We start from the raw sequence: 16,332 nt of genomic DNA on the forward strand, positions 1-16,332 counted from the left end.
CTGATGGGGTTGGACGGATTCGTCCCCTGGCCGGACGAACTCGCGCGGCGCTACCGCGACCGTGGCCACTGGCAGGGCCGCACGCTCGGCACCGTGCTCACCGACGCGGCGCGGCGGTGGCCGGACCGGACGGCGATGGTCGACGGCGACCGGCGCTGGACCTACCGCGAGCTGGACGCGTGGGCAGGCCGGCTCGCCGCCGGGCTGCGGGCCCGCGGTGTCACGCGCGCCGACCGGGTACTCGTGCACCTGCCGAACGTGGCCGAGTTCCTGCCGCTCTGCTTCGCGCTGTTCCGCGTCGGCGCGGTGCCGGTGCTCGCTCTTCCGCCGCACCGCGAGACCGAGATCGTGCACCTGGCCGGGCTCGCCACCCCGGTCGCCTACGTGACCGGCGAGGAATACCTGCCGCTCGCGCGCACCGTGCGCGAGGAGACCGGCATCGAGCAGGTACTCGTTGTGGGCGAGGCGGCCGAGTTCACGGCGCTCGCCGACCTGGAGCGGGAACCGGACGCGGACGGCGACGAGCCCGATCCCGGCGACGTGGCGGTGCTGCTGCTCTCCGGCGGGACCACCGGGCTGCCGAAGCTCATCCCGCGCACGCACGACGACTACCACTACAACCTGCGCGCGAGTGCCGAGGTGTGCGGCTTCGACCAGACGACCCGGTACCTGGCGGCGCTGCCGGTGGCGCACAACTTCGCGTTCGCCTGCCCCGGTGTACTGGGCACGCTGTGGGTCGGCGGGACCGTGGTGCTGTGTACCAGCGCCGACCCGGAGACCGCGTTCCCGTTGATCGCCGGGGAGCGGGTCACCGCGACCGCGCTGGTGCCGCCGCTGGTCATGGTGTGGCTCGACGCGGCGGCCGAGCTGGAGCCCGACCTCAGCAGCCTGCGCCTGCTGCAGGCCGGTGGCGCGCGGCTCAAGGACGAGGCGGCCAGGCGGGTCGGTCCCGAGCTGGGCTGCGCGCTGCAGCAGGTCTACGGCATGGCCGAGGGTCTGCTCAACTTCACCCGCGCCGACGACCCCGACCACCTCGTGTCCGGCACGCAGGGCCGCCCACTGTGCCCGGACGACGAGGTCCGGATCGTCGGTGTGGATGGGGCCGCGGTGCCGGACGGCGAGGCCGGGGAGCTGCAGGTCCGCGGCCCGTACACCGTGCGCGGATACTTCCGGGCCGATGAGCACAATGCCGTGGCGTTCACCGGGGACGGCTTCTATCGCAGTGGCGATCTGGTCCGCCGCCTGCCCAGCGGGCACCTCGTCGTGGAGGGCCGGGTCTCCGACGTGATCAACCGGGGCGGCGACAAGGTGCCCGTCGAGGAGGTGGAGAACCTGCTGCTGCGCCATCCGGCCGTGCACGACGTCGCCATCGTCGGCATCCCGGACGAGGTGATGGGAGAACGCAGCTGCGCCTACGTGATCCCGCGTGGCACGCCGCCCACCCGCAAGGACCTGGTGAGCCACCTGACCGCGCTCGGGGTCGCGGCGTTCAAACTGCCCGACCGCGTGCGGGTCGTGGACTCGTTCCCGCGCACCGGTCTCGGCAAGGTCGACCGCAAGGCCCTTGCCGGAGGGCCGGTGCGGTACCCGTTCAACGACTTCACCGGTCTCGACCTCGCGCCGCCCTACCAGCGGGCGCTGGCCGAGCCGGGGCTGACCCGCGTCACGCTGCCGTACGGGGAACCGGCGTGGCTGGTCACCCGGCACGACGAGGCACGGCTCGTGCTGAGCGATCGCCGGTTCAGCCGCGCCGCCGCGGCCGAACGCGACGCACCGAGGGCCCTGCCCAGAGTGCCCGGCGGGATCGTCGCGATGGACCCGCCCGAGCTGACCCGAATCCGGTCGCTGGCAGGAAAGGCGTTCACCGCGCGCCGCGTGGAGGCGTTGCGCCCGCACGTGCGCACGCTCACCGCGAAACTGCTCGACCGCATGCTCGCCGCCGGACCGCCCGCCGACCTGGTCACCGACCTCGCCCTGCCCATCCCGATCTCGGTGATCTGCGAGTTGCTCGGCGTCCCGGCCGAGGACCACGAGCGGTTCCGGGCGTGGAACGACGGGCTGCTGTCCACCAGCAGCATGACGCCCGAGCAGACCCAGCGGAACCTGGGCGAGCTGTCGGCCTACATCGGTGGCCTCATCGAGCGCCGCCGCGCCGAGCCCGCCGACGACCTGATGACCGCGCTCATCGAGGCCGGCGATATCGGCGATCGGTTGAGCGAGCGGGAACTGGTGTTGCTGTGCATCGCGATTCTCGTCGCAGGCTATGAGGCCACCGCATCGCAGATCCCCAACTTCACCTACACCCTGCTGACCCACGGCGACGGGGTCACCGCGTTCGCGCGGCTGGCCGACGACCCCGGCCGCGTCGAGGGCGCCGTCGAGGAACTGCTGCGCTACGTCCCGCTCGCCTCCAGCGCGATGTTCGCGCACTACGCGACGGAGGATGTTCGGGTCGGCGGCACGGTCGTGCGCGCGGGTGAGCCGGTACTCGTCTCCATCGGCGCCGCGAACCGCGACGAGCGGGTCTTCGTCGACCCCGGAACGCTCGACCCCGACCGGGATGCCCGCGGCCACCTCGCGTTCGGCCACGGGCTGCACCACTGCATCGGCTCGGCGCTGGGCCGTCTCGAGTTGCAGGAAGCGCTGCGGGCCCTGGTGACCCGGCTGCCGGGACTGCGCCTGGCCGCCGAACCCGAGTGGAAGACCGAGACATTCTTCCGCGGCCCGCGCACCATGCCCGTTACCTGGTGAGGAGAATCCGTGTCCCTACTCGACGTCACGGCCGCGGTGGCTGACGCGCTCGAACTGCCCCCGGACGCGATCGGCGCCGAGGACAACCTGATCGAGCTCGGCATGGACTCGATCACGATGATGCGCCTGGCCGGGGCCTGGCGGAAGGCGGGCGCCACGGTCCGGTTCGCCGATCTCGTCGCCACGCCGACCGTCGCCGCCTGGCGAGACCTGCTCGGCGGCGGCATCGCCGAGCACGAAGCCCCGGCGGTGGTCAGCGTGGACGAGACGGCCCCGTTCCCGCTCGCGCTCATGCAGCATGCCTACTGGGTCGGCCGCGCTCCCGGCCAGCAGCTCGGCGGCGTCGCCGCGCACTTCTACCACGAGTTCGACGGCACCGGGGTGGATCCCGAACGGCTGGACCGTGCGGTGCGGGCCGTGCTCGCCAGGCATGGCATGCTCCGAGCGCGGGTTCTCGACGACGGCACCCAGCGCATCCTCTCGGAGAGCCCGTGGCCGGGGCTGCGTGTGCACGACCTGCGCGCACATCCCGCGCACGCCGCACGGTCCACACTCGACGAGCTGCGGGAGCGGTTGTCCCACCGGGGCATGGACATCGGCGCCGGGGAGGTGTTCGACGTCCAGCTCACCCTGCTGCCGGACGAGCTGCGGGAGCGCGGCACCCGCGTGCACGTCAACCTCGACATGGTCGCGGCCGACGCGCTCAGCCTGCGGGTCCTGCTCGCCGATCTCGCCACGGCGTACGCGGGAGAGTCCCTGCCGCCGCTGACCTACAGCTACCCGCGCTACCTCGCCGAGCGGGCGAGCGCCCCGCGCGACCCGGCCGAGCGGGAGTACTGGCGACGACGGCTGCCCGAACTACCCGGCGCGCCACGGCTTCCCGCGGCCGGTCACGTGTCCGAAGTGGACGCGGCAACGGTGACCAGGCGGCACCGCCGGCTCGACCCCCGCCAGGTGCGCGAGCTGGAACGGCTGGCGCGGCGGCACGGGCTCACCACCGCGATGGCGCTGGCCGGTGTGTTCGCCGAGACCCTGACCGCGTGGAGCGCCGAGCCGCGCTTCCTGCTGAACCTGCCCCTATTCGACCGGGAATCCCGGCATCCCGATGTGGACGCGCTGGTCGGCGACTTCACCTCGTCGGTGCTGCTGGAATGGGACGGCGCCCGGCCAGGCACGTTCGCCGAGCGCGCGGCGGGCCTGCAGGAGCGCTTCCACACCGATGTCGCGCGGGCCGGGTACTCCGGTGTCGAGGTGCTGCGCGACCTCTCGCGACTGCACGGCGAGCGGGTGCTCGCGCCTGTGGTCTACACCAGTGCGCTGGGACTCGGCGAGCTGTTCGCCCGCGAGGTTCGCCACACCTTCGGTGACGCGGTGTGGATCATCTCGCAGGGTCCCCAGGTGTGGCTGGACGCGCAGGTCACCGAGCTGGACGGCGGCCTGCTGGTCAACTGGGACATCCGCGAGGACGCCTTCCATCCCGGCGTGCCGGAGGCGATGTTCGCCGCCTACAGCGACCTGCTCGACCGGCTGCTCGCGGGTGAGCGCGCGTGGTCCGAGCCGGTGCCACCGCTCGTCCCCGCCGGGCAGCTGGCCGTGCGCGCCGCCGTCAACGACACCGCCGTCAGCCGGCAGCCACGGCGCCTGCACGACGGCTTCTTCGCCCGCACCGCGCGGAATCCCGGCGCGCCCGCTCTGCTGTGGGACCGCGATGGCGAGCTCAGCTACGGCGAGCTGGCCGCGCGAGCGCTCGCGGTGGCGGGACACGTGCGCGCCCACGGCGCCGGACCAGGTGACGTGGTCGCCGTCTCCCTGCCGAAGGGCCCGGAGCAGATCGTCGCCGTGCTGGGTGTGCTCGCGGCCGGTGCCGCGTACCTGCCGCTGGGCGTCGACCAGCCGCGGGCCCGGCGCGAGCGGATCCTGCGCACCGCCGACGTCCGCCTGGTGCTCGACGACCTGGCCGAGGCCGCCGCCGCAGACCCGCTCGACGCCCCGGTCGCAGGGGAGCACTCGGCGCTGGCCTACGTGCTCTACACCTCGGGCTCGACCGGGGACCCCAAGGGGGTCGAGGTGACCCACGCCGCCGCCATGAACACGGTCGCCGACCTCGATGACCGGTTCGGCATCGGCGCGGGTGACCGAACTCTCGCGCTGTCCGCGCTGGAGTTCGACCTTTCCGTCTACGACATCTTCGGGCCGCTCTCGGTGGGCGGGGCCGTGATCTGCCCGGGCGAGCGCGGGCGGCGCGACGCCGATGCCTGGGCCGAGCTGCTCCGGCGGCATCGCGCCACCGTGCTCAACTGCGTGCCCGCGCTGCTGGACATGCTGCTGACCGTCACCGAGCCGGGCGCGGACCTCCCGCTGCGGGTGGTGCTGCTCGGCGGCGACTGGGTGACCGTCGACCTGCCGGGCAGGCTCGCCGAACGCGCACCGGGTTGCCGGTTCGTGGCACTCGGCGGCACCACGGAGACCGCGATCCACTCCACCGTGTGCGAGGTGGCCACGGTTGATCCACAGTGGACAGCGGTTCCGTACGGGACCCCGCTCGGCAACGTCGCCTGCCGCGTGGTCGACCAGCTCGGCCGGGACCGCCCAGACTGGGTACCCGGCGAGCTGTGGATCGGGGGCGCCGGCGTCGCCCGTGGCTACCGGGGCGAGCCCGACCGGACTGCCGAGAAGTTCGTCGAGCGCGACGGCCTGCGCTGGTACCGCACCGGCGACCGCGCCCGGTACACCCCGGCTGGGGTGCTGGAGTTCCTTGGCCGCGCCGACGCGCAGGTCAAGGTCCGGGGCCACCGCGTCGAACTCGGCGAGATCGAGGCCGCGCTGACCGCGCACCCCGCCGTCGCGCACGGCGTGGCCGTGGTGACCGAGCACGGCCGGCTCGGCGCGGCGATCACCGCGACCGGCGAGGCGGCGGGATTGCGGGAGTTCCTTCGAGAGCGGCTACCCTCGCCCATGCTGCCGGACACCATCGCGGTCCTGCCCTCGCTGCCGCTCACTCCGAACGGCAAGATCGACCGGGCGACCCTGCGCCGCACCGTGACCGAGCACGACGGCGGCACGCGCGAGGAGGTGACCCCGCCCGAGGGACCGGTCGAGCGCCGCGTCGCCGCCGCGTGGGCGGACCTCGTGGGGGCCGCCGCCGTCGGCCGGGAGCACGACTTCTTCACCCTCGGCGGGGACTCGCTGCTGGCCACCCGGCTGGTCGGCAGGCTTCGCGCCGACGGCCTTTCCGGCGTGTCGCTGCACGGCCTGTTCACGTACCCCGTGCTCGCCGACTTCGCCGCGACGCTCACCCTCGCCGAGCCGGAACGCGCGGCCACCCTCCTGCCGTCCGACCCGGACAACCGGCACCGGCCGTTCCCGCCCACCGACGTGCAGCGCGCCTACTGGCTGGGCCGGGACGAGCGATTCACCCTCGGCGGGATCGGCTGCCACTTCTACCGCGAGTACGACCTTGACGGGCTGGACATCGCCCGGCTCGAGGAGGCGGTCAACCAGCTCATCCGGCGGCACGAGATGCTCCGCGCGGTCTTCGACGGCAGCGGCGATCAGCGCATCCTCCCCGAGGTGCCGTGGTACCGCATCGAGGTCACCGAGGACGCGGGCGCGCTGCGCGAGTCGATGTCGCACACCGTGTTCGACCCGGAGCGCTGGCCGCTGTTCGCGATCAGGGCCGCGCGGTGCGGGGAGCGGGCCCGGCTGGCCATCGGCGTGGACAACCTCATCCTGGACGCGCTGAGCATCCTCATCCTCTACGCCGAGCTCGGCGCGCTCTACGCCGACCCGGAGGCGACGCTGCCACCGGTGGACGTGTCCTTCCGGGACTACGTGCTCGGCGCCGAGCCGGAGCCCTGCGCGCTCGCCGCGGCCCAGCGGTACTGGACCGACCGCCTGCCGGAGCTGCCACCCGCGCCGCGGCTGCCGCTGGCCAAGGACCCCGCCGAGGTCGTGCGGCCCCGGTTCAGCAGGCGGGCCGCGACCATCGAGGCGAGCCGCTGGGCGGCCATCACCGAGCGCGCCAGGGAGCACGGGCTGACGCCGTCGGCGGTACTGCTCGCCGCGTTCGCCGAGGTGCTCGGCCGGTGGAGCGCGAGCGCCGAGCTGACGCTGAACATCACGCTGTTCGACCGCAAGGAGGTGCACCCGGACATCAACAACGTGCTCGGCGACTTCACCTCGCTGCTGCTCGTGGCCTGCCGGGCCGGGGCGGGCCGGAGCTGGCTCGACCGCGCGCGGCAGGTGCAGGAGGAGCTGTGGGGCGCGCTCGACCACCGGGACGTCTCAACCGTGTGGGTGCTGCGGGAGCTGGCGCGCGTCACGGGTGACCCGGAGGCGACCATGCCCGTGGTGTTCACCAGCGCGCTCGGCGTGACCCCGGGCGGTCCGGCCGGGGACGCCCTGCTCGGCGCGCCGGCGTGGGGTGTCTCGCAGACCCCGCAGGTGTGGCTCGACCACCAGGTCACCGAGGTGGACGGTGGCATCCAGCTCAACTGGGACGCGGTGGACGAGCTGTTCCCCGCCGGTGTGCTGGACGCGATGTTCGAGGCGTACCTGAGGTTGCTGGACTGGCTGGCCGGTGCCGCATGGTCGGCGGCCGTGCCCGACCTGCTACCGGGACCGCAGCGCGCGATCCGCGAGTCCGTGAACACGACCGGCGGGGTGGCGCCGGAGGAGCCGCTGCACGCGGCGTTCTTCCGCAACGCGGCCGAGCGGCCCGACCGGATTGCCGTGCGGTTCGACGGCGGCGAGCTCAGCTACGGCGAGCTGGCCCAGCGGGCGCTGCGGGTGGCCGCTGCGGTGCGGGCGCGCGGCGCTGAGCCGGGGGATCTCGTTGCCGTGTCCCTGCCCAAGGGGCCGGACCAGATCGTGGCCGTGCTCGGCGTGCTCGCGGCGGGCTGCGCGTACGTTCCCCTCGGTGTCGATCAACCGCGGGCGCGCCGCGAGCGCATCCTGCGCACGGCCGGGGTGCGGCACGTCCTCGACGACCTGGCCGGAGCGTTCGGCGTGGAGCCACTGACCGAGCCGGTCGCAGGCGATCCTGCGGAGCAGGCGTATGTGATCTTCACGTCCGGCTCGACCGGTGAGCCGAAGGGAGTGGAGATCACGCACGCCGCGGCGGTCAACACGATCGCCGATATCAACGAGCGGTTCGGCGTGGGTGCCGATGACCGGGTGCTCGCGGTGTCCGCACTGGACTTCGACCTGTCCGTCTACGACATCTTCGGCCTGCTCGCGGCCGGTGGCGCCGTGGTCACGATCACCGAGGAGGACCGGCGGGACGCGCGCCGCTGGGCGGAACTGGTGGCCAGGAACGGGGTGACGATCTGGAACACGGTACCGGCGCTGCTGGACATGCTGCTGGTGGTGGCGGAGAACGCCGGGCCGCTGCCCGCGCTGCGGCTGGCGCTGCTCTCCGGTGACTGGGTGGGCCTCGACCTGCCCGCCCGCCTTGCCGAGGTGAGTCCGGGATGCCGGTTCGTAGCGCTCGGCGGCGCGACCGAGGCCGCGATTTGGTCCAACGTCCTCGAGGTCGATCGGGTCGATCCGGCCTGGTCTTCGGTGCCGTACGGGCACCCGCTGCGCAACCAGCGGTTCCGGGTGGTGGACACGGTGGGCCGCGACTGCCCGGACTGGGTGCCCGGCGAGTTGTGGATCGGCGGCGCGGGCGTGGCGCGTGGCTACCGCGGCGCGCCCGAGTTGACGGCGGAGCGGTTCCTCGTCACCGGCGGCGTGCGCTGGTACCGCACCGGCGACCTCGGCCGGTACTGGCCGGACGGCACGCTGGAGTTCCTCGGCCGCGCCGACGCGCAGGTGAAGATCCGCGGCCACCGGATCGAGCTGGGCGAGATCGAGGCCGCGCTACGGGACGCGCCCGGGGTCGCGCACGCGGTCGCGGCGGTGACCGCGCCGCCCGATCGTCGCCTTGTCGCCGCCGCCGTCCCTGACAAGTCCGATGTGGATACTGATGCGGTTGCGGCGCATGCGGAGTCGCTGCTGCCGGAGCACATGCGGCCGGAACGGCTCGTGGTGTTGCCCACGCTGCCCCTCACCGCCAACGGGAAGCTCGATCGGGCCGCGGTGGCGCGGCTGGCGGAACCGGAAGGTCCGGCGGTCGGGGCGCAGGCGCCGCGCGATCACTGGGAGGAGTCCGTCGGCGCGCTCTGCACCGAGCTGCTGGGGCTGGAGGCGGTCGGGCGTACCGACAACTTCTTCACCCTCGGCGGGGACAGCCTGCGCGCCACCCGGCTGATCGAGACCCTTGCGCAGCGTTTCGGTGTGGTCGTGCCGTTGCGTGGATTCTTCGCCGCGCCGACCGTCGAAGCGCTCGCCAGGACCCTCGCCGAGCGGGCGGTGCCCGCCGAGGATCTCGAGGAAGGCGCCGTGTAAACCGACCGCGTACGCCGGCACGGGGTGGGCGGCGTCCGGTGGGCGCATTTGGTTCCTGACTTAGGTTAGGCTATCTTGCTGCGCGTGGATGACATGGTGGACGGCGCGGACGCCGGGCTCGAAGGGCGTGACCTCGACGTCGGCTACCGCGGCATCCCGGTCGTGCACGCCGCCTCGATTCACCTGCGTTCGGGGGTGGTCACCGCGCTGGTCGGGCCGAACGGCAGCGGCAAGTCCACGCTGTTGCGGGCGCTGGTGCGGTTGCACCGGCCAACCGGCGGTGACGTGGTGTTCGGCGACGGCACGCCGGCGCGGGCGTTGACCTCGAAGCAGTTCGCCCGCCAGGTCACGCTGCTGGCGCAGAGCCGCCCCACCCCGAGCGGGGTCCTGGTACGTGATGTCGTGGGCTACGGTCGGCACCCGTACCGGAGCCGGTGGCGCGCGGACGACCAGGGCGGCCCCGGGGCGATCGCGCACGCGATGGAGGTGACCGGGATCACCGGCATGGCCGATCGCCCGGTGGACGAGTTGTCCGGGGGAGAGCGGCAACGCGTCTGGCTGGCCAGCTGCCTTGCCCAGGACACCGGCGTGCTGCTGCTGGACGAACCCACCACCTTCCTCGATCTGCGCTACCAGGTGGAGATGCTCGACCTGATCCGGGATCTCGCCGACGAGCACGCGGTCGCCGTCGGAGTGGTGTTGCACGACCTCGACCACGCAGCCCAGGTGGCCGACGAGGTCGTCCTGCTGCAGGACGGGCGCGTTCGTGCCGCGGGGGATCCGGCCGAGGTGCTCACCGAACCGCATCTGACCGAGACGTACGGCATTCGGATCGAGGTGTCCCGCGATCCCGGCACCGGCGCGATCACCACCCGCCCCGTCGGCCGGCACACCCATCGACTTCGCGAGCTGACGCGATAACGGGCAGCGCGATCCGCAGGCCCACCACCACGCACCACGACCAAGACCGATAGGGAAACGATGATTCGACACCGCTTTGCCGCCCTCGTGGCGTTGGCCGCCGTCACGCTCAGCGCGTGCGGAACGACCGAGAACCCCGGCGGCACCGACGCGGGTGCCGCCGACGAGCAGGCCGCAGGTGGTCCGGTGACCGTGACCGACAGCCGTGGCAAGGAGATCACGCTCGACGCCCCGGCGAGCAAGGTCGTCGCCCTGGAATGGGGTGAGGCCGAGATGCTGGTGACGCTGGGCGTGATGCCGGTCGGAGTCGCGGATACCGAGGGCTACGGCACCTGGGTCACGTCCGAGCAGCTCGACGACTCGGTGGTGGACGTCGGCACCCGCGCCGAGCCCAGCGTCGACTCCGTGGTCGCGCTGGACCCCGACCTCGTCGTGCTGGAGGAGACCCGCGAGTCCAACCTCGTCGAGCAGTTGGAGGAGTTCGTCCCCGTCCTGGTCACGACGGGCAGCGACGCCTCGGACAACCTGGAGCGGATGCGCGACGACTTCACCATGATCGCCACCGCGGTCGGCAAGGACGCCGAGGCGAAGCGGATACTCGCCGACTTCGACGCCGCGCTCGCCGAGGGCAAGCAGAAGATCGCCGCAGCGGGCGCCGCCGGGCAGTCGTTCGTCATGGCCGACGGCTGGCAGGACGGCAACGCGATCTCCATCCGCCCGTTCGGCGAGGGCGCGCTGGTGTCCCAGGTGGCGATCCAGCTCGGGCTGACAAACGCCTGGCAGGGTGAGGTCGACGAGGTGTGGGGGCTGGGCCAGACCGATGTGGAGGGTCTGACCACCATCGAGGGTGACGACGTGCGGTTCCTCTACAACGCCTCGGACGGCACCGACGTCTTCGCCGACGGGTTGGCGGACAACCGGATCTGGACCTCGCTGCCGTTCGTCGAGGACGGCAGGGTGCACAGGGTGACCGACGGCATCTGGACCTTCGGCGGGCCGAAGTCCTGCGAGCAGTACGCCGACGAGATCGTCCGCATCTACACCTCGTGACCCGCACCCTTCCCCCGGCGACCGGGGCGTCCACGGCGGGCGCCCCGGCGTCGCCGCCGACGCGGCCGATCCGGGTCACCGGCGTGTACCTGGTGGCCGGGACCGCGGTGCTGCTGCTCGCGGCCGTCCACCTCACCCAGGGCACCTCCACGGTGGACGTCGGTGACCTGCTGCGACTGCTCATCGGCGCCGGCGACCAGCACGCCGCGGACGTGCTGGTCGCCTCCCGGCTGCCGCGGATGCTCGCCGCCGTCCTGGTCGGCATCGCCCTCGGCGTCGCGGGTGCGGCACTGCAATCCATCGCCCGTAACCCGCTCGCCTCGCCGGACACCCTCGCGGTCAACGCCGGTGCCCACCTGGCCGTCGTGCTGTCCGCGGCCTTCGGCCTTGCGGTTGCGGGCACCGGGTTCCTCGGCGGGCTCGCCGCGCTCGGGACCGCGTTCCTCGGCGGGTTGGTCGCGGCGGGGCTCGTCCTGCTGCTGTCCGCCGGTGGTGCCACCGGCCCCACCCGGCTCATCCTCGCCGGCACCGCGATCATGCTCGCGCTGCAGTCGCTCACCTTCCTGTTCCTGCTGCTCTACGAGGAGGAAACGCACGGCCTGTTCGCCTGGGGCAACGGTTCCCTTGTGCAGACCGACCTCTCCGCCGTGCTGCGGCTGGCCCCGGTCATCGCGCTGGGCATCCTCGGCTGCTGGCTGCTCGGGCACCGGCTGGACATTCTCGCGCTCGGCGATGACCCCGCGGCCGTCACCGGCGTCCCGGTGGCCCGCACCCGCCTGACCGCGGTGCTACTCGCCGTGCTCCTGGCCGCCGCGGCGGTGACCCTGGTCGGGCCGCTCGGCTTCGTCGGCCTGTCCGCCCCGGCCATCGCCCGGCTCGTCGCCACCCGCGTCCCCGGCCTCGCCCGGCACCGGCTGCTGTTCCCCCTTGCCGGCCTGACCGGGGTGCTGATCGTGCTCGCCGCCGATATCGCCGTCCGGGCCGCGTTGGGCGGGCAGGCGGGAGTGGACATCCCCACCGGGGTCGTCACCACCATCCTCGGCGCCGTCGTGCTGGTGTGGCTGGCCCGGCGCCTGCGCGACTCCGGCCCCACCCGGCAGCCACCCACCGGTCACGTCGGCGCACTCCGGTCCACCCGCGGCCACCTGGCCGTCCTCGCCGGCTGCGTGGTGCTGGTCGGCGCGGCCCTGATCGCCGGGATGCTGCTCGGCGACACCATGGTGCTTACCGGCGACCTCGCCAACTGGCTGGCCGATCGCACCGGAACCGCACTGACCTTCGTGCTCGACCAGCGATACCCGCGCGTCCTCGGTGCCCTGCTCGCCGGGGCCGCGCTCGCCGTCGCCGGCAGCACCGTGCAAGCCGTCTGCCGCAACCCGCTTGCCGAACCCGGCATCATCGGCATCACCGCGGGCGCCGGCGTCGGCGCCGTCGCCCTCATCACGTTCCTTCCCGGCGTGGGCACCTGGACCATGACCGGCGTCGCCGGGACCGCGGCACTGATCACCTTCGCGGTCGTCTACGGCCTGTCCTGGCGGGGTGGCCTCAACTCCGACCGGCTCGTCCTCATCGGCATCGGTACCTGGATGGGCGCCAACGCCGTCACCACCTTCCTGATCGTCGCCTTCGACCCGTGGAACACCGCCAAGGCCCTCACCTGGCTGTCCGGTTCCACCTACGGCCGCACCGCCGAGCAGATCCTGCCGGTCGCCCTCGCGCTGCTCGTGCTCACGCCGGTCATCGTGGCCGCCCGCCGCGAACTCGACCTGCTGACCCTCGACGACGACACCCCGCGCATCCTCGGTGTCCGGCTCGAGCCGGCCCGCCTCGTGGCGCTCACCGCCGCGGCGCTGCTCACCGCCACCGCCGTCTCCGCCGTTGGCGTCATCGGGTTCGTCGGCCTCGTCGCGCCGCACCTCACCCGTGCCCTCGTGGGTGCCCGGCACACCAGGATCCTGCCGGTGGCCGCCCTCCTCGGCGCCCTGCTCGTCTCGGCCGCCGACACCGTCGGCCGCACCGTCATCGCGCCGGCCCAGATCCCCGCCGGACTCCTCACCGCGCTCATCGGCACCCCGTACTTCATCTGGCTGCTCTGGCGCACCCGGCTGAGGTGACCGGCCGCAGGGCGGGTCGGCCTGGCGGGGGACCGGGCCGGCCGTGGCGACGTCGTGGCGCGCCCGGACCACCTACGACGCCGCCCGCACCGTGATCGATGGCACGTCGGTTCGTCCCGCGCGGCTCGACGGCCGCGCCGCCCGGTTCCTGACCCGGTCACGGGGCCGAGCGACGAGCCCAGTGGGATTCAGCCCTGGTCACCGCGTCCCGGATGCGTTGCTGCTCGCCGCTGCCCGTGGTCGGCAGGCGCAGGAGTGGCATGTCGTGCACACGCAGGATCTCGTTCTTGATCGCATCCCGCTTCAGCTGCGCCGGGGCGTTCTCGTGGCATCACGCCCCCAGCCTCACGGAACCATCGCCACGCCACGGTCTTCGACGCGCCGACAGCAGCCGCCGCATCATCGAGTACGACCCCCGTCCGCATCCTGGACCAGAACTCCCGCTGAACCTGCTGCGGCAACGCAGGACGACCCATCATCAACACCTCACATCAAACGAGGTGTTGCGCTAACCCCATGAACTCGCGCTGCGTTAAAGTGCTTGTACCTGGTCACCCCCGCTCGCTCGACCCGACCGGCAAGGGCAAGACGAGGTGGACGATGCGCACGAAGCCCGCGCTCAACGCGTTCGCGACCACGTTCGGTGACCGTTGGCCGAGCGCGCAGAAGTGCTAACCAGCAACGCCGAACCCACCGTTTCCGTTGCAGACCCGGTCTTGGATGGGCTGCGTGGTGAACGGATGCCTAGTCAACAGTTCCTCCGCTATGGCGTGTTTGGCAAGTGGCTGCCGGGCTGCGGCGGAGGCAGGCGTCGCCTCGCTCCGACCCACCTACCAAACGCGCCGTAGAAGATCGGCGACGGGCCGGTCTCAACCGTACCGTTCGACGAGTGCGTTGCCGATCGAGGCCAGGCGGTTTCGTACACCCGTAGGGCCGGTCACGTCGAGCCATTCGACCAGCCCGGCAAGCTCGCCGGCGAGCGCGTACTCGTTGTAGCCGCGGATCACGACCTCGATGCGGTCGTCGGTCGTGGAGCGTCCGACCTCGAGCCGGTCGCCGAGCACCATCCGGAGCCGGGCTATCCCGTCGGGTGTGCAGGTCGCCTGGATCTCGAGGGGCGTCCGCCTGCGCTCGACCTCGTCGGCGATCTCGCGCCAGCTCTCGGCGAGGTCGAATTCGTCGGGTCGGTGCACGGGATCGCCGGTCGGGTCGGCGGACGACACGCGGTCGATCCGGAAGGTCCGCCGGCCTGCGTCGGTGTTGCAGACCAGGTACCACGACGGGCCTTTGGCGACGATGCCCAGCGGGTGGATGGTTCTCTCGGTTTCGGCGCCGTTGCTGTCGACGTAGCCGAGCCGCACCTGGACGCCGCGGATCACCGCGTCCTGGAGCTCGTCGAGGAAGCGAGGCGGCGGCCGGTGCTCGACCCGGCCCGACCCCCACCGTTGCGGGTCCATGACCAACGACGACGCCGCCGCCTCGGCCTGCACCCGGAAAGGCTCCGGCAGGGCACGGACAAGCTTGCGCAGCGCTGCTTTCACGGCCGGCGTCGCAGCCGAGGCCGGGCCGGCGACCAGGAACAGGGCGCGGGCCTCACTCGCGGTCAGCCCGGACAGGTCGGTGCGGGCGCCGCCCACGAGGCGCCAGCCGCCGCCCCGGCCCTGTATGGAGTAGACGGGCACGCCAGCCATGGCCAGGGCATCAAAGTCACGGCGGGCGGTGCGCTCGGACACCTCCAGCTCCCGGGCGACGTCCGCTGCCGTTAGCTGCTCGTGCTGTTGCAGCAGCAGAAGGATGGCCATCAGCCGGTCGGCTCGCACACCGCCAACACTCCCACAGGAAACCGGTCATGGGGTGACCTGTTTCGGCCGGCACGATGGCGACATGACCATCGGCCGTCGGCCGCGCCGACGCGGACGCCCCAAACGACAGAGAGGAAATGCAATGTTCAATCCGACCGACTTTCCCGAACCCACCCTTGTCTCCGTCAACGGCGTGGAACTCGAGGTCTTCGAAGCGGGCCGGGAGAATGCAGGAAAGCCCATCGTGCTCTGTCACGGCTGGCCGGAGCATGCCTTTTCCTGGCGCCACCAAGTGCTGGCCTTGGCCGCGGCGGGCTACCACGTCATCGTCCCGAACCAGCGGGGCTACGGCAACTCGTCCCGTCCTACCGAAGTGACGGACTACGACATCGAGCACCTGTCGGATGACCTCGTCGCACTCCTCGATCACTACGGCCACGAGGACGCCACCTTCGTCGGCCATGACTGGGGCGCATTCGTCGTCTGGGGCTTGACCCTGCTTCATCCGAACCGGGTGAACGGCGTGGTAGCGCTGAGCCTGCCCTACCAAGAGCGCGGAGAGATGCCCTGGATCGAGTTCATGGAGGCCGTGCTCGGCGCCGACTTCTACTTCGTCCACTTCAACCGGCAGCCGGGCGTCGCAGACGCCGTGCTCGACGAGCACACGGCCCAGTTCCTGCGCAACATCTTCCGGAAGAACGAGCCCCCGAAACCGCCTCAGCCGGGTATGGCGATGATCGATCTCGCCAGGGCGGAGACACCCCTCGGCGAGCCCGTCATGAGCGACAGCGAGCTGGCCGTCTTCGTCTCCGCCTTCGAGTCGACAGGCTTCACGAGCAGTATCAACTGGTACCGGAACCTCGACCGCAACTGGCGTCTGCTGGCCGACGTGGACCCGGTCATCCGGCAGCCCGCGCTCATGATCTACGGCGACCGTGACGCGGTCCTGAGGTCTGAACGACTGACAGAGTTCGTGCCTAACGTGGAAGTGGCCAGCCTGGACTGCGGTCACTGGATCCAGCAGGAAAAGCCGGACGAAACGAACCAGGCGATTCTGAAGTGGCTGGACCAGCGGGCTGCCGTCCAAGGCGTGTCCGGTAAGTGGTCTGGACCACCCTGGTGATCTTGGAGGCTGTTGATCCTGGGAAGGATGAGCAGCGTGGCACAGGCGAAGAAGTACCCGGTTGAACTGAAGGAACGTGCGGTGGCGATGGTGCGTGAGTTCGAGCGTGGACTCGGCCCGGGTAACGGGAGTCGAACACCTGTTCGCTGCATCCATGCGCAGGATGCGTATTCATGCGATA

At 72.0% G+C, this 16,332-nt stretch carries 7 protein-coding genes and 2 pseudogenes; 8 read left to right on the plus strand and 1 reads right to left on the minus strand.

Annotated features, from left to right (window positions below; all coding sequences use genetic code 11):
* Nucleotides 1-3 precede the first annotated feature (3 nt).
* The 7 genes and pseudogenes from FB471_RS35765 to FB471_RS00870 all read left to right on the plus strand — a co-directional run.
* Nucleotides 4-1,536, plus strand: a pseudogene (locus FB471_RS35765) ((2,3-dihydroxybenzoyl)adenylate synthase); the annotation flags it as partial.
* A 42-nt stretch (nucleotides 1,537-1,578) separates the two neighbouring features.
* Nucleotides 1,579-2,751: a cytochrome P450 gene (locus FB471_RS35770; RefSeq protein WP_246076649.1), complete on the plus strand. Its 1,173-nt coding sequence runs from the start codon at nucleotides 1,579-1,581 to the stop codon at nucleotides 2,749-2,751.
* Nucleotides 2,752-2,760: 9 nt separating this feature from the next.
* Nucleotides 2,761-9,141 carry a non-ribosomal peptide synthetase gene (locus FB471_RS00850; RefSeq protein ID WP_211357914.1) on the plus strand — a complete coding sequence of 2,127 codons (6,381 nt, stop codon included), beginning with the start codon at nucleotides 2,761-2,763 and terminating at the stop codon, nucleotides 9,139-9,141.
* A 93-nt stretch (nucleotides 9,142-9,234) separates the two neighbouring features.
* Nucleotides 9,235-10,062 carry an ABC transporter ATP-binding protein gene (locus FB471_RS00855; RefSeq protein ID WP_142001450.1) on the plus strand — a complete coding sequence of 276 codons (828 nt, stop codon included), beginning with the start codon at nucleotides 9,235-9,237 and terminating at the stop codon, nucleotides 10,060-10,062.
* 60 nt (nucleotides 10,063-10,122) lie between these two features.
* Complete coding sequence (locus FB471_RS00860) at nucleotides 10,123-11,112, plus strand: ABC transporter substrate-binding protein (protein ID WP_141995466.1); 990 nt, start codon at nucleotides 10,123-10,125, stop codon at nucleotides 11,110-11,112.
* A complete protein-coding gene (locus tag FB471_RS00865; RefSeq protein ID WP_141995467.1) occupies nucleotides 11,109-13,226 on the plus strand; it encodes an iron ABC transporter permease in 2,118 nt (705 codons plus the stop codon). Before FB471_RS00860 ends, FB471_RS00865 begins: the two co-directional genes overlap by 4 nt.
* Nucleotides 13,227-13,749: 523 nt before the next feature.
* Nucleotides 13,750-13,901, plus strand: a pseudogene (locus FB471_RS00870) (IS256 family transposase); the annotation flags it as partial.
* Nucleotides 13,902-14,095: 194 nt separating this feature from the next.
* Here FB471_RS00870 and FB471_RS00875 read toward each other — a convergent pair.
* The gene (locus FB471_RS00875) at nucleotides 14,096-15,046 is read right to left on the minus strand and encodes a helix-turn-helix transcriptional regulator (RefSeq protein WP_141995468.1); all 951 of its coding nucleotides are present in this window, start codon (nucleotides 15,044-15,046) and stop codon (nucleotides 14,096-14,098) included.
* A gap of 124 nt (nucleotides 15,047-15,170) precedes the next feature.
* Between FB471_RS00875 and FB471_RS00880 the strand changes: the two genes are divergently transcribed.
* On the plus strand, nucleotides 15,171-16,151 hold the full coding sequence (locus FB471_RS00880) for an alpha/beta fold hydrolase (RefSeq protein WP_141995469.1): 981 nt from the start codon (nucleotides 15,171-15,173) through the stop codon (nucleotides 16,149-16,151).
* Nucleotides 16,152-16,332 lie beyond the last annotated feature (181 nt).

This window comes from Amycolatopsis cihanbeyliensis (assembly GCF_006715045.1).
Lineage (GTDB): Bacteria > Actinomycetota > Actinomycetes > Mycobacteriales > Pseudonocardiaceae > Amycolatopsis > Amycolatopsis cihanbeyliensis.